The organism is Pristimantibacillus sp. PTI5, assembly GCF_048572955.1.
Lineage (GTDB): Bacteria > Bacillota > Bacilli > Paenibacillales > Paenibacillaceae > Pristimantibacillus.
Genome location: NZ_CP183886.1, coordinates 4,812,357 through 4,826,118, shown reverse-complemented (window position 1 = coordinate 4,826,118; position 13,762 = coordinate 4,812,357). Strand labels below are relative to the sequence as shown.

General features: G+C 48.6%; 14 protein-coding genes and 1 riboswitch. Of the genes, 3 read left to right on the top strand and 11 right to left on the bottom strand.

Annotated features, from left to right (window positions below):
* Window positions 1-9: 9 nt before the first annotated feature.
* Window positions 10-741: a DODA-type extradiol aromatic ring-opening family dioxygenase gene (locus ACN6MW_RS21595; RefSeq protein ID WP_419876412.1), complete on the bottom strand. Its 732-nt coding sequence runs from the start codon at window positions 739-741 to the stop codon at window positions 10-12.
* A 180-nt stretch (window positions 742-921) separates the two neighbouring features.
* Between ACN6MW_RS21595 and ACN6MW_RS21590 the strand changes: the two genes are divergently transcribed.
* Together ACN6MW_RS21590 and ACN6MW_RS21585 are read left to right on the top strand one after the other, a co-directional pair.
* On the top strand, window positions 922-1,242 hold the full coding sequence (locus tag ACN6MW_RS21590; protein ID WP_364143790.1) for a winged helix-turn-helix transcriptional regulator: 321 nt from the start codon (window positions 922-924) through the stop codon (window positions 1,240-1,242).
* A 178-nt stretch (window positions 1,243-1,420) separates the two neighbouring features.
* Window positions 1,421-1,582, top strand: a riboswitch (cyclic di-AMP (ydaO/yuaA leader).
* 5 nt (window positions 1,583-1,587) lie between these two features.
* Window positions 1,588-2,013, top strand: coding sequence for a hypothetical protein (locus tag ACN6MW_RS21585; RefSeq protein WP_419872007.1), 426 nt, complete (start codon window positions 1,588-1,590; stop codon window positions 2,011-2,013).
* 174 nt (window positions 2,014-2,187) lie between these two features.
* Here ACN6MW_RS21585 and kduD read toward each other — a convergent pair whose 3' ends face one another.
* From kduD to ACN6MW_RS21560, 5 genes are all read right to left on the bottom strand, one after another.
* A complete protein-coding gene (gene kduD, locus ACN6MW_RS21580; RefSeq protein ID WP_419872006.1) occupies window positions 2,188-2,943 on the bottom strand; it encodes a 2-dehydro-3-deoxy-D-gluconate 5-dehydrogenase KduD in 756 nt (251 codons plus the stop codon).
* Window positions 2,944-2,947: 4 nt separating this feature from the next.
* A complete protein-coding gene (locus ACN6MW_RS21575; protein WP_419872005.1) occupies window positions 2,948-3,742 on the bottom strand; it encodes a DeoR/GlpR family DNA-binding transcription regulator in 795 nt (264 codons plus the stop codon).
* A 25-nt stretch (window positions 3,743-3,767) separates the two neighbouring features.
* Window positions 3,768-4,598, bottom strand: a complete 831-nt coding sequence (gene kduI / locus ACN6MW_RS21570; RefSeq protein WP_419872004.1) for a 5-dehydro-4-deoxy-D-glucuronate isomerase — start codon at window positions 4,596-4,598, stop codon at window positions 3,768-3,770.
* Between the two features lie 283 nt (window positions 4,599-4,881).
* A complete protein-coding gene (locus tag ACN6MW_RS21565; protein ID WP_419872003.1) occupies window positions 4,882-5,442 on the bottom strand; it encodes a histidine phosphatase family protein in 561 nt (186 codons plus the stop codon).
* Window positions 5,443-5,495: 53 nt separating this feature from the next.
* A complete protein-coding gene (locus ACN6MW_RS21560) occupies window positions 5,496-5,972 on the bottom strand; it encodes a hypothetical protein (RefSeq protein ID WP_419872002.1) in 477 nt (158 codons plus the stop codon).
* A 210-nt stretch (window positions 5,973-6,182) separates the two neighbouring features.
* Between ACN6MW_RS21560 and ACN6MW_RS21555 the strand changes: the two genes are divergently transcribed.
* Window positions 6,183-6,665 carry an NUDIX hydrolase gene (locus ACN6MW_RS21555; protein WP_419872001.1) on the top strand — a complete coding sequence of 161 codons (483 nt, stop codon included), beginning with the start codon at window positions 6,183-6,185 and terminating at the stop codon, window positions 6,663-6,665.
* 151 nt (window positions 6,666-6,816) lie between these two features.
* Here ACN6MW_RS21555 and ACN6MW_RS21550 read toward each other — a convergent pair whose 3' ends face one another.
* The 5 genes from ACN6MW_RS21550 to ACN6MW_RS21530 form a co-directional block, all read right to left on the bottom strand.
* Window positions 6,817-8,859 carry an alpha-glucuronidase family glycosyl hydrolase gene (locus ACN6MW_RS21550; protein ID WP_419872000.1) on the bottom strand — a complete coding sequence of 681 codons (2,043 nt, stop codon included), beginning with the start codon at window positions 8,857-8,859 and terminating at the stop codon, window positions 6,817-6,819.
* Window positions 8,860-8,897: 38 nt separating this feature from the next.
* Entirely contained in the window at window positions 8,898-9,908 is a 1,011-nt protein-coding gene (locus ACN6MW_RS21545; RefSeq protein ID WP_419871999.1) for an endo-1,4-beta-xylanase, read from the bottom strand.
* 19 nt (window positions 9,909-9,927) lie between these two features.
* A complete protein-coding gene (locus tag ACN6MW_RS21540) occupies window positions 9,928-10,872 on the bottom strand; it encodes a carbohydrate ABC transporter permease (RefSeq protein WP_364143817.1) in 945 nt (314 codons plus the stop codon).
* A 14-nt stretch (window positions 10,873-10,886) separates the two neighbouring features.
* Window positions 10,887-11,861, bottom strand: coding sequence for an ABC transporter permease (locus ACN6MW_RS21535; protein ID WP_419871998.1), 975 nt, complete (start codon window positions 11,859-11,861; stop codon window positions 10,887-10,889).
* A gap of 96 nt (window positions 11,862-11,957) precedes the next feature.
* On the bottom strand, window positions 11,958-13,655 hold the full coding sequence (locus ACN6MW_RS21530; protein WP_419871997.1) for an ABC transporter substrate-binding protein: 1,698 nt from the start codon (window positions 13,653-13,655) through the stop codon (window positions 11,958-11,960).
* Window positions 13,656-13,762 lie beyond the last annotated feature (107 nt).

Below are 13,762 nucleotides of genomic sequence, written 5' to 3'. Positions count from 1 at the left end.
TATATAGGATTAAAATTGCATAGATAAATAGCTCAATGTTCCGAATTCATAGCTTCTGTAAATGACCTGGGGAGCTTCACCAGGATTTCCGCTTCCAAGTGCGATATATAAAGGAACGAAATGCTCGGCGCGAGGTACTGCCATTTTAGCATGCGGGGCCAAGTCTTCATACTGAAATAAAGAATTTGTATCATGCTTATTCATTTTTTCAATCAGCCACTCGTCAAATTCGACTGCCCAGCTCTCCGGCTCTTTCTGCCCCCATTTCACCGCACGGAGATTATGAACGGTTACGCCGCTTCCGATGAGCAAAATATTCTGGCCGCTCAAGCTGCGCAGCGCCTCGCCAATGCGGAACTGCTCCTCCGCCGTGCGATAAGGATTGACGGAAACCTGCACGACCGGAATATCCGCGTTTGGAAACATATGCTTCAGCATCGTCCATGAACCATGGTCGAGTCCTCTTGACGTATCATATGCTACCGGGATATGATTTTCGCTCAGCAGATGGCCAACTAGTTCCGCTACCTTTGTGGAGCCTTTGGCTGGATATTTAACCTGGTACAGCTCATCCGGGAATCCGTAGAAATCGTAAATCGTTTCGTATTCATCATCTTTAGAAGAGATGGTAACCTTCTCTGTCTCCCAATGCGCTGTAAAAATAACGATTGCATCCGGTTTCAGGCTTGCTCCCGTTTGCTGAAGAAATTTGCTATATTCATTTTGCTCGACAGCGAGCATCGGTGATCCATGTGCTAGAAATAACGGTTTCACTGCGGTGCCTCCTCAAATACACTTACTATTTGTAACTAATTATAAATTTATAACTAAGGATAGTCAAGTAATTAACATTATTCAGGTGTGCTTGTATAAATAAGATATTGAGGTTATACTAAATGGAAGATAAAAGAGGTGATACACATGGAGCAATCTAACCTTTGTCCCCGTTTCCAAAGGGGAATGGACATTATTAGCAAGCGTTGGACCGGCCTGATCATTTTCCAGCTTCTGTCCGGCCCGCAGCGGTTCTGCGCCGTCCAGTCCGCCCTGCCGATCAGCGGCAGGCTGTTGTCGGAGCGATTCAAGGATTTAGAAAACGAAGGTATTGTCGACAGGCATGTATATCCCGAAATACCCGTTCGCATAGAATATTCATTAACGGAGAAGGGCCGGGCGCTCGAGCCGATCATCCGTGAAATACAAGTGTGGTCGCAGGACTGGATAGAAATAGAAGAAGCGTAATGGGAACGTTTCGAGCAAAAGGAATATCACGAAAGCGGAGGACTACGGCCGCTTCGTGATATTCCTTTTTTTGCGGCACAGGATTGATGGCCTAAGCATTCCCGTTTCCTATCGTACATTTTCCTAGATTAAATGTACAAGATTTACAGATATGCAAATGAGGGTTATAATGAAGAGTACATTATTCACGCTGAATTTTTCGAATGAAAAAGCGGGGGAACCATCGCGAACGATTCCAATCGTTTCGCAAGGGGTGAATCCAGGGATTTGTAACCCTGGTAGGGCATTCTCTCTAGCCCGAATCCGACAGCTAACCTCGTAAGCGAACAAAGGAGAGATTTATTTATGTTGACAAACTGTGCAAATCATCTGCATCATTTCACGGAACAGACTCCTCATTTATCCGTCACCCGAATCGAGCTTTTTGTCATTCCTGCACTTGCCGTCGATTCTGCAGGCCACCGTATTTGTCTTCGATTAACGAGCAGCCTAGGCTTTGGCTGGAGCGAGCTTTTTGCCAGCGACACAGAAGAGGCCGTTGACTTAGACAGGTGGAGCGATCTCCTGCAAAGCTTTATCGGACGCATTCCTCTTCCGCCTCTTAGCCAGTATCAATACGACAAAACGGAACAGGATGGGCGCGCTCTCGACTTGTTCGTTACAGCCGTCAATCATGCCTTAGCCAAGTCCGCCGAATCGCCCCCGTACAGCATCGACCATGAAGAATCTGTTTTGCGTCAACGTTCTGTCTCCTACGTCTCTTTGGACTAGTAAAAGGGTTAGTACACATAGAAAGTCCAGAACACGCAGTCTTGTTCTGGGCTTTCTTGCATTGTGCAGCGGTTTATGGAAAGGGCTGGCATTTGCGGACAACGAAAAGACCCTCCTTATTACAGCCGCAGCCGTATGGGGAGAGCCTTCTTGTTTTTCAATGCCTTACCGTTCTTACCTTACCAACCATCCGCCGTCAACGGCGAGAATATGGCCGTTCATGTAATCAGAGGCTGCGGAAGCTAAAAATACAGCCGGTCCAATCAAATCCTCGGAGGAGCCCCAGCGTCCGGCTGGAATGCGCTGCAAAATTTGGGCGCTGCGTACCGGATCCTCGCGCAGCGCTTCCGTGTTGTCCGTGCTCATATAGCCCGGAGCAATCGCGTTTACCTGCAATCCTTTGCCGGCCCATTCGCTTGCAAGCGCTTTGGTAAGCCCTGCCACAGCGTGCTTGCTGGACGTGTAGCCGGGAACGTTAATGCCGCCTTGATAGGAGAGCATGGACGCGATATTAATAATTTTGCCTGAACCCTGCTCGATCATATGCTTGCCTGCAAGCTGGGAAAGCACAAAGACCGAGTTCAAATTAACATCGATCACAGCCTGCCAATCCTCGTAGCTGTGCTCTGATGCAGGCGTACGGCGAATGATGCCTGCGTTATTGACCAAAATATCAATCCGTCCCAGCTCTTCCAATGTGCGGTCAATGATGCCCGCCAGCTTAGAGCGATCCGAGACATCGGCTTGAATGGTAATGGCTTTGCGTCCCAATGCCCGCACAGCGTCAGCTGTTTTGTCAGCAGGCGTGCTATTGGTGACAAGCGCCACATCAGCGCCCGCTTCCGCCAAGCCAAGCGCTACCGCTGCGCCAAGGCCGCGGCCGGCACCCGTAACGACAGCCGTTTTTCCTGTCAAATCGAACAAACCCATCGGTTTAAGTCCTCCCTCTCGTGCGCTTCCCGCTTTCCGGAAGCTCCGCCTTCATCATCTTTATTTGCTGCGCTTCGTATTTGGCTGCAACCTCTGGCGCGATGCCATCATCCGTAATGATGCAATCGATCTCGTCCAGGCCGGCAAAAGTAATCAAGGCGCCCTTGTCGAATTTGCTATGGTCAGCCAGGCAATACACGATTTTCGCGTTATCCATATAAAGCTTCTTCAGCTTCGACAATTCTTCCGTAAATATCGTCAGCCCATATTCCAAATGAATGCCCGTCGTGGATAAAAAAAGCTTATGGACATTCAACCGTTTAATCCATTCCTGCGATTCGGCCCCAATAAGCAGGTTGTTATGGCGATAACCGCCTGGAATCACAAGCCTTACCTGATCCTTCAAGGTCAGCTCCCGGATAATGAGCAGGTCATTCGTAAGCACGGTGACAGGCATATTGGGAAGCCTCTTCGCCATCTCAAGCGTAGTGCTGCCCGCATCGAGCGCGATGATATCGTTATCCTCGATGCAGCTCAGCGCAAGCGCCGCAATCGCCGATTTTTCCTGTTGATGTTTGCTGTTAGGGAACTGTAGCGGATATAGGCTGTCTTCCCCTTCCTGCTCCACCACGGCCCCGCCGTGCGTACGCTTCAGCAGTCCCTTCTCCTCAAGCTTCTCCAAGTCCTCGCGAACCGTTTTTTCCGTAACGCCAAACTGCTCACTCAGCTCAGATACTTTAACTGCCCCAAGCTGCTCTAGTTTCTCAATAATTTTCCGATGCCGTTCAGCAGCAAGCATGGTGCACCTCCTGTAGCGAATGCTTTTATTTTAGCTCGCTTGCAGGGACCGCGTCCATGTCTGTAAACGTATAGTTTTCTCCTGCCATCGACCAGCAGAACGTATAATTGCTCGTTCCAACGCCGGAGTGGATGGACCAAGGAGGCGAAATAATCGCTTGCTCGTTCGCCACAACCAAATGTCTCGTTTGCGAAGGCTCACCCATCATATGGAATACGCGGGCATCAGCATTCATATCGAAGTAGAGGTATGCTTCCATGCGGCGATCATGCACATGAGAAGGCATCGTGTTCCATACGCTTCCCGTTTTTAGGCTTGTTACGCCCAGCATAAGCTGGCAGCTTTGAATGCCGTCGGCATGAATGTATTTGTAGAGAACACGTTCATTCGAAGTTTCCTGCGAGCCAAGATGAGTCGGATTTGCTTCCTCCATCGTCATCTTGCGCGTTGCGATTTCGGCATGCGCAAGCGCGGAGCAGAAATAAAGCTTAGCCGGGTTCGCTTTGTCAACGCTGGATAACAAAACCTGGCGTTTGCCTTTTCCGACATAAAGCACTTCAAGCTTGCTAAGCTCGTAAACTTCACCGTCAACGGAAATCGATGCAGGTCCGCCAATGTTGAGGAAACCAATCTCGCGGCGCTCCAAGAAATATTCGGTTTTCAGCGTTGCCGCGTCTTCCAGTTCAATCGTTTCGTTCACTGGCAATGCTCCGCCAACGATCATGCGGTCATAATGGGTATATGTCATCTTGATTTGATCCTGCTCGAACAGGCTCTCGATCAAAAACTCGCTGCGCAGACGTTCCGTATCATATTGCTTCACATCGGTAGGGTTTGTTGTGTGGCGTACTTCCATTGGATAAAAGCCTCCTAAAGTTTTTTGGCGCATAGCATGAGCATGCTCTGCAAGCGGCGCTAACGTTTGTTAATGTTCGTTTTCATAATATCACACATTTACGAACATAAAAAGTACTTTTATTAGTCGAAATAAGAATCAGCATTAAACCTATAAACGCAAGAAGGAGGAGACATTAGTCTCCTCCTTCCTCCTATCCCAGCTGCAGTTTAAGAAGAAGACCTTTGGATTAAACATCTCTATCCCTCCTGATAGTGAACATCGCTATTTAAGGTTAAGCGATTTATCCAGGCCTGCTCCAAACCCGGCTAACCGTAATTAATTCGGTGCCTTCGAATGCCAGCTTATAAATATCCGGCATATCAAGCTGTTTCCAGAAATCGAAGCCGTAGCTTTTATCCAAAGCATTCAGGATTAAAGCCAGCAGGTTTCCATGCGTGCCAATTACGATATTTTGGTTAGGAAACTGTTTGAGCACCTGCATGGCGGCTTCCAGCCCGCGCTTCTGGGCAATCGCATTCGATTCCCCGCCCTCCCATGCAAAACTGCTATCCTCCCACACCTTCTCGATCGCTGCCTGAAAATCCTCGACCGGACGGTCCGAGAGCAATCTTTCCTTAAAATCATCCATCATTACAATAGCTTCGTTTATGTAAGCCGCAATCCCTTCCACGGTCTGCATCGCCCGTTTATAGGGACTCGAAATGACCGCGTCGATATTCATTTCCATTAGCGCTTCTGTTATCATTTTTGCATCATTTAACCCCTGCTCCGATAAAGGCCTGGTTAATTCGTCCGGCGTATAGACGGAGTGCGCGTGCCGCACCAAATAAAGATTCGTCATCTGCTTGTTTGTTGCCTCCTTTAACTTTGCGCCCGGATCATCGTTCGGGGCCATCAATCCACAAACGATAATACATGTTCCTTCACTTGAGCCTTCTGCTCTTCTGTCAGCTTAATGGATTCCAATTCCTCGTACGATTGATCGGGGATAAGTATGGTCGACGGCTTTGCCAGTTCGGTTTTGGTCTGATCGCCATTGTCAGACATCATCATATCGGATCTGACTGCATCGGAAAGTATGATTTCGGATTTAATGAAATTCCCCTCTAAATCATAAGAGTCTTCGATCATTTTGATATCGGATTTAATATAATTTTTGCCTTCGACGATAATGGTGACGGCATTGACCTTCTTATAGCCTGTTCGCACAAACATCCCTTCATCATTCTGCTCGCTCGTTTCCGTGGCAAACGCTTCGATATGCTCTACCTTTTCCGATTTGCCGCAAGCACTTATTAAGAGAAAAACAATGCAGAGCAGACTTAGCTTCATTGCAGCGGCATACACGCCTGTTTTGTATTTGAATCCCAAATCACCACTCCCTGACGCCTTTGTTTTTTGGGGTGTGTATTATCTGTGCCGTTTCCTTACCTCATGATTACAAACATTTACAATTTTGTAAAGGTTGCAAAAGCCTGCGGTATGCAAAGCACAGCTGCAATCTTATTGAATGGCGTGATATGATAGGTATGGGTTTTTTATCCAATTGAACTATTTTATTTGAATGCGGAGGTTATATGCATGCCCATGCCAACCCATATTGTAGCCGTAGGCGGTTTTGTTGAAAATGAGCACGAGCAGATCCTTTTGGTAAAGACACAACATGACGGATGGGTTTTTCCGGGCGGACAGGTGGAAGCAGGCGAGAATTTAATGGATGCTTTAATCCGGGAAATAAAAGAGGAAAGCGGAATAGACACCGCTGTTTTGAGCTTAATTGGCATTTACTCCAATACAGGAACCTATACTTGGCATGACGGAGTAACCGAAGTTCCAACCAAAGTCATGCTGGACTTCTCGTGCAAAGCGCTCGGCGGGCAGCTTTGCGTCTCTGAAGAAACGTCGGAAAGCGGATGGTTCGATAAGGCAGCGGCGCTCGAAGCGATTACAGCGCCTGCCATCCGTGCGCGCTACCAGGTTTATTTGGATTTTGGGGGAAGCGTAAGCTATATGGATTATGTCACGAAGCCAGATTTTGAAATCAAATTAAATCGAAGCGTCTAGCTGCTCTCATAACATTTAATAGGCTAAGGGATTAAACAAAAACAGACAAATTAAAAAGCCGCTGGCCTGCATTCGTGCAGGCCAGCGGCTTCGCTCCTTTTCGTCATGCGGGCAGTCCGATGTCCGTTACTCCCCTCGATGTACCGATTTCCTAATAAATCGTTCGACCGGCCTCGTCGGAAATACCGGATTTCCGAAAGAAATACGTGTTAATAATATCTCGCCAATTTTTGGCATGCTCGGCTTGGTCAGCCAAACGGCAAGCAATCGAAGCAAATCTGGCTTCGTCCATCTTGCCGGCAAGTCCTGCCCATTGCTGCTGCAGCCTTTCCGCTTCCTTGGCTCCCCAGAAATGAGAGTCATAGATATGCTGAATCACCGTTTTTCCGGAATGGAGCTTATGGGTATAAGGCACATGGTGGAAAAATAGCAGAAGCTCGTCCGGGCATGTCTCGATGCAGTCATAGAGGGCCGCGTTCGGCGCTGCGTATTGCGATGTATATCCGGTGCCGCTCGCAAGCGTCCGGTTAACGCCGATGCCGTCCCGATCCGCAAAATGATACGTTCCCCACCTGGAATACTCGTAGCCGTCTACATCTGGACCGTAGTGATGGTTAGGCGCGACCATCCAGCCGACGCCTAGCGGCGCGGTGTAGCCCTCGTAAATCGGCCAGGACATCATCAGCATCCGGCCGACCACGTTTACGACCTCAGGATCGCTGCCAAACGTTGCGATCGTCCACTCCATGCTTATTTCCTCGGCCGACAACTGCGGGTTCCAAATAAGGCGGCCATACCCGTAAAGATTAGCCTGCGCCAATATATGACCCGTCCAGCTTTCCTCATCCCCGATATTCGATACGGCGGCAATGCCGCTGTACGTCATCCCGTATAGCGTTCCATCCACGATTTTTTTCACTTCGGTACTTGCGCCTTCCGCAAACGTATCGAAGTCGAGTACCTGCTTCCATTGCGGTACCAGATAGCAGAGATGGCGCTGCTGGCCCGTGTACTCTTGGGTAATCTGGAACTCCAGCACTTGATTGGTTTTTTTCATGGCGCCAAATAAAGGAGACACCGGCTCACGCACCTGGAAGTCCATCGGTCCGTTTTTAATTTGCAGCAGCACATTGGGCCGAAAACGTCCGTCTAAAGGCTTGAAATGGTCATATGCCGCACGTGCGCGGTCCGTCTTCCGGTCGCGCCAATCCTGCATGCAGTCATACACGAAGCATCGCCAGATCACGATTCCGCCATGGCTTGCCAGCGCATCAGCCAGCATGTTTGCCCCGTCCGCATGATCGCGGCCATAGGCAAACGGGCCCGGCCGATGCTCGGAGTCCGCCTTCACGACAAATCCGCCGAAATCAGGAATAAACGCATAGATCCGCTCAGCCGTTTCCTTCCACCAGCTTTGGACGCTGCCATCCAGCGGGTCTGCTGTCGGCAGGCCCCCTATTTGCAGCGGTGCCGCAAAATTAACGCTTAGGAACAATGTAATCCCGTACTCCCGGAAGACCTCTGCGACAAGCGCAACGGAAGGAAGCTGCTCCGCTGTTATGAACCTGGTCTCCCGCTCATGAACATTCACGTTATTAATAGAGATGGCATTAAGTCCGACAGAGGCGAGCAGCCGCGCGTAATCCCTTACCCGGTGCAGATTTGTAGTGATGCTGCCATTCCGATAAAAGATAGAACGGCCCGCGTACCCTCTCTCGATAGTGCCGTCTGCATTATCCCATTGGTTTATCATCCGCAGCGCGTTACTAGGGGATTCCTTCACGTTCAGTTCTTCCAGCGGCGCTCCCGAACCGATTAGCCGAAGCAAATGAAACACGCCGTATAAGATACCGGCATCCGATCCTCCGGTAACGGTTATTGCGCCATATCCTCCCTCTTGCCGGTATCGCAGCGTATAGCCTTCGTTCCCCTGGTTCCATTCCTCCGAGCCCGCTTTGTCCGAATAAACCGCTAATTGAACGAAGCCTCCATCCGCAGGCTGCTCCTTGATGCTCGCATCTATGCCAAGTAAAGCTTGGATACCTTGCCGAAGCTCCCTTACGGCGGTATCCATCGCGCCGATACGTTTATCCGGAGCAATAATTTGGCTCAGCATGCCTGTATAGTCTTTTCTCGTTTGCCGATCTTCAACCGGAAAATAATTCAGCCAGGCCTTATATGCCGTACTATTCATCAATCAAAATGCCTCCTTACGAACCAGCTTTGCTGCTCTTAGCTTCTTTGAACGACTCGCCAAAACGAGCCTTTTGGCTCATGCTTCTCATCGAACAGAAGCGGCCAATTTTTCCGTCCCCGCATAGGAAAGTCGTTCAACCACGTATAATCATCCGCCGCTCCCCAGAAAGTAACGGCGTCAATATGGCTCCGGTACTCCTCCAGCAGCTTAAACAAGGCTTCGTAGCGCTGCTCCTGCAGCTCAAGCATTTCAGCCGTCGGGCTTGCTAAATCCGTGCGCCGGTCATCGTGGCGGAACATCGATACATCAAGCTCCGTCAATTGAAGCCTTAAGCCGAGCGAAGCATATTTCTCGATGGCAGCCCGTATATCATCCAATTCAGGACTATACATATTCCAATGCGCTTGAAGGCCGACACCATGCACCGGTACGCCTTGCTCGAGCAAGGATTTGACCAAACGGTAGATCTTATCGCGTTTAGCTGGATTCGACTCATTGTAATCATTATAGAAAAGCTGGGCTTTCGGATCGGCTTCATGGGCGAGTTCAAAGGCTTTGGCGATAAAGCCGGGCCCGGCGATCTCCAACCATTTGGAGGGGCGAAGCAGCTCCGAGCCCTCGTCTGCGATCACTTCATTCACAACATCCCACGCATAAATATCCTCTTTATAGCGTTTCACGACCGTGTCGATATGCGATTTCAAGCGGTCATACAGCTTATCACGGCTGACCGGTCGGCCATCTGCTTCTTGAAACAGCCAATCCGATGTCTGATTGTGCCAAACAAGCGTATGCCCTCTCATTTTCTTGCCATGCTCTCTTGCAAAAGCAACGATTTTGTCCGCTTCTTCAAACGTATACGTATCCTCTGCCGGATGCAAGCTTACGAATTTCATCTCGTTCTCGGCTGTCAGGCTGTTATAATGCTTGGCGATCAGCTCTCCCGCCTGAATGATCGTACGCGGATTAACCGCTGCTCCAATATCGAACGAGGCCTGAAATGCCTCATGCAGCTTTGGAATGCTGCGGTTCGGAATGCTGTCCATTGCCTGTTCCCCCATTCGATTATCCTTTCACGCCGCCTACGGTCATGCCTTTCACGAAATACTTTTGTAAAAACGGATATACCATGATGATCGGTAGGGAGGCGACAATGGTCATCGTTGCCCGAATGGCGAACGGCGTCACCGTATTGGCTCCCGTATTGCCCGCATTGGCAAATGCATCGCCGGCCGACTTCGTCGTCAAGGAAGCATTGGAGTTTTGCAAAATTTTCTGAAGCTCATATTGCAAGGTGCTTAAATCGATATTCGATGAATTGTACAAGAAGACGTCAAACCATTGGTTCCATTGATAGACGGCCGAGAATAAAGCGACGGTTGCAAGCACCGGAACGCACAAGGGCAGAACGATGCTGTAAAACATTTTGAAATCGCCTGCTCCGTCTATTCTTGCCGATTCCAGAATGCTCTCCGGTAAACCTTCGATAAAGGAACGAATGATGATTAAGTTAAACACGCCGATCAGGCCGGGGAAGATATACACCCAGAAATTATCGAGCAAACCCAAATCGCGGATCAACAAAAAGTTAGGAATGAGGCCGCCGTTAAAGTACATCGTCAGTATGAACGCAATCGTGACGAATTTACGCAGGACATACTCCTGTCTCGTAATGGTATAGGCCACCATGGCCGAGCAAAACACGGTTGCGATCGTTCCGATCACGGTACGCATAACCGAAATCATCGTCGCATGGAATATGGTGGATTCCTTCAGCACATAAGCGTAATTGTCCAGCGTCCACATTCTCGGCAGCAAATAAATGCCGCCCTTGATCGAATCTGTCGCATTATTCAGCGATACGGCGGCCGTATTCAAGAAAGGATATAGGGTAACGACCATCAGTAAGGTGAGAAAGATATAATTGCAGGTGTCGAAGATCAGATCGCCGCGCGACGAACGTATGCGGCTTGATTTTTTGGAAACAGCTTCCGCTGCCGATTGATTCATGATGTACCCTCCTTCTAAAATAATCTGGACTCGCCCATCCGTTTTGCGAGATTGTTCGCTGCGAACAATAGGATAAAGCTAATAATCGTTTTAAACATGCCTGCCGCGATCGAGAGCGAGTAGTTGCCTTGCGCAATCCCGTATTTCAGAACAAATATGTCAAGGTTTTCGGAAAAGTCGACGTTCATCCCGTTCCCCAGCAAATACTGCGGCTCGAAACCCGATTCCAGCAAATACCCGATATTCATAATCAGCAATACGATAATAACTGGCTTTATGCCCGGAAGCGTAACATACCACATCCGTTTAATACGGCCTGCTCCGTCCATCTCCGCCGCTTCATACTGCGCGGGGTCGATCATTGTCATCGCCGCCAAATAGACGATGGTGTTCCAGCCTACGTCCTTCCAAACGGAGCTTGCTCCGAATATAGCCCAGAATTGCTCCGGTATGCCGAGGAACAGAATTTCCTCGCCTTTCTCGACGAAGCCGGTCCAAAGCAGCAATTGATTAATGATACCGTCAGGCGATAACGTCGTTTGAATGATGCTTGCCGCAACGACCCATGAAATGAAATGCGGCAAATAGCTTACCGTTTGAACCACTCGTTTAAAAGCAACCTTGCGCACCTCATTCAGAAGCAAAGCAAGCGTAATGGCCGTCACGAAACCAAGAATCAGATTAATGCCGCTCATGGCGAGCGTGTTTCTTAAGACGCGGATAAAACGTTCATCCTGGAACAAAAATTGAAAATGTTCAAACCCCACCCACTTCTGTTCGCTAAAGCTTCTGGCAGGCTTGTAGTCTTGAAATGCGATGGTCCACCCCCATAGAGGCATGTATTTAAATATAAACAACCAAACTAAAAACGGTACGGACATGAGGATAAGCACGCGCTGTTCGATCAGCTTTTTAAAAAAATGCTTCAGTCCTGTCGGCTTCTTAGGCAACACCAGGTTTGACGTTGACATTGCTCGCTTATGTTCCATCTTTATCTCTCCTTCCGGACTGAATCGGGCTAAATATGGAGAAAGGCCGGACATTTGCATGCGCAAGCCGGCCTCTCACCGCTACTACGTTACCTGTTATTTTGATGCTTCGATCAGTTTCTTCACTTCATCCGTTGTCCATTTCTCGTAAGCTGCCGTATCGAGCTTGCCGAAAGATTCCGTGTACTCTGCCCATACCTTATCGAAATCCGCCGGCTTCGCAAGGACAAGCTTAGGGAAGTACTTTTTCGTGATTTCGTCTTTTTTCGTTTCCCATATTTGTTGTTCCGAGCCTTGCTCCTTCGGAATGCCCCATGCAGGGTACCAAGGGCGGGCGTCCGGTTTAGCGAACATTTCGGAATAGGTTTTTACGCCGTATTTTTCAAGAATCGCTTTATCCGCATCCGTCAGGCTCATTTGGAACACTTCCGGCTGATTTCCCGGTGCAACCGCATTGCCGTCAGGCAGGGAAGAGTTGTTGCCGTAAAGCGGCCAGTTCCACGAGTAATATTTGAAGCCGAATTTTTCGTTGAAGGTTTCATCGATTTTCAAGATTTGTTCAGCCGTACGGTACATCCGGCCTTTGTCGTCCACTTCGAACGTTTCGCCTTTAATGCCCCATTTTTGAAGAATTTGGTTCTCGTCCGTCAACAAATTATCCAAGTATTGAATAATGCGAACCGGGTCTTTTGCGCTTACCGTAATGCCCATACCGCGGTTTTTTACGAAGCCTGGAGGATCCAAATATTGATCCTTTTGACCATCGAAGGTTACCGGCAGCGGGAAATAAACAAAGTCATCCATTGCAGGGTCCTGCTTGGCCGCATCTTTAAGCGCGTTTTGCGCGTTCGCGAACTGCCAGCCGTAATCGAAGAATCCGACTACCTTATGAGATGTAAGTTTCGCCAAATATTGATCGTAGTTATCTACGAAAGAGGCTTTGTCGAACAAGCCTTCCGCGTTGATTTCGTTTAATTTTTTCAGCCAGCGCTTTGTATTGTCATCCGCTGCGTAGGTTTTTGCTTCAAAAGTCGTCATGTCAACGATGACATTACCATCGTTCGGATAACCAGCCAAATGGTTTGGAGGGTTAGAGGTTGCGAAGAATCTCCAGTCATGCGTCAAGGAAACGATACCGGTTAAATCCTCGTCTTTATGTTTTTCCACGAAATTTTTAACCAGGTCCATATAAGCGTCAAGCGTTGTGATTTTCGGATATCCCGCTTCCTTCAACACGCGCCGCTGTACCCAGAAAGCCCCTTGTCCGATATTCGGATCCGGGATGTATTCGCCAACCGTGTTCGAGAATGGCAGGAAGTAAATTTTACCGTCCGCTGCTCTCATCTGATTGAAATAAGGACCGTATACGCGTTTAATATTCGGACCGTATTGCTCGATTAGATCATCAAGCGCAATGAACGCGCCCGCATCTAGGATCTTGTCGATTGCGGCATCCGGTATCATAACATCGGGATAAGCGTTCGATGCAATCATAGTTCCAATCTTCGTATTAAGATCTCCCACCAAGTGCTCGATCTTAAAGTTAACGCCGGTTTGATCTTCGAGTATTTTACCGATCGTCGTTTCATTGGTATTCGTATCCTTGGCCGCCGCTACGCCGTTGAAATAAGAAAAAGTCACTTTTTCAACCGGTTTTTCTCCCTCTTCCGCCGTTGCATTCGGGCTGTTCGTGCTGTCTGAAGGCTTGTTTGTTCCGCCATTGTTGTTATTCGAGCATGCGACTGTAAAAATCATGAAAGCAGCCAAACAAACAAATAATAATTTCTTTGTCACTTTTTTCGAGCCCCTTTCGTTCTTTTTGTTTTATTTATTGTTGTAAGCACTTTCAGTATAAAAAAATTCAGTACCTTTGTTTACCCGTCAAACTATAGTTCTTGCTT